Below are 418 nucleotides of genomic sequence, written 5' to 3' on the forward strand. Positions count from 1 at the left end.
GATCGCGGTCGACCCCATTTCCACCTTGGCGGTGTTGATCACCGCGCCGATGCCGGTGGTCACGCCGCAGCCGATGTAGCAGATCTTGTCGAACGGCGCGTCGGGATTGACCTTGGCGACGGCGATCTCCGGCAGCACGGTGAAGTTGGCAAAGGTCGAGCAGCCCATGTAGTGGTGGATCTTGTCCTTGCCGATCGAAAAGCGCGAGGTGCCGTCCGGCATCAGCCCTTGCCCTTGCGTGGCGCGGATGGCGGTGCAGAGATTGGTCTTGCGCGACAGGCACGACGGGCACGAACGGCATTCCGGGGTGTAGAGCGGAATGACGTGGTCGCCCTTCTTCACCGAGGTGACGCCGGGGCCGACGTCGACGACGATGCCGGCGCCCTCGTGGCCGAGGATCGCCGGGAACAGCCCTTCC

The 418-nt window shown here is 65.6% G+C and carries 1 protein-coding gene; it reads right to left on the reverse strand.

Translation table 11 applies throughout. The annotated features are described in order from the left end of the window. Positions 1-418, reverse strand: a 418-nt coding sequence (locus tag QN222_RS30280; protein ID WP_284005760.1) for an alcohol dehydrogenase catalytic domain-containing protein, incomplete at both ends; no start/stop codon positions are given.

Source organism: Sinorhizobium sp. 6-70 (genome assembly GCF_030124375.1).
Lineage (GTDB): Bacteria > Pseudomonadota > Alphaproteobacteria > Rhizobiales > Rhizobiaceae > Sinorhizobium.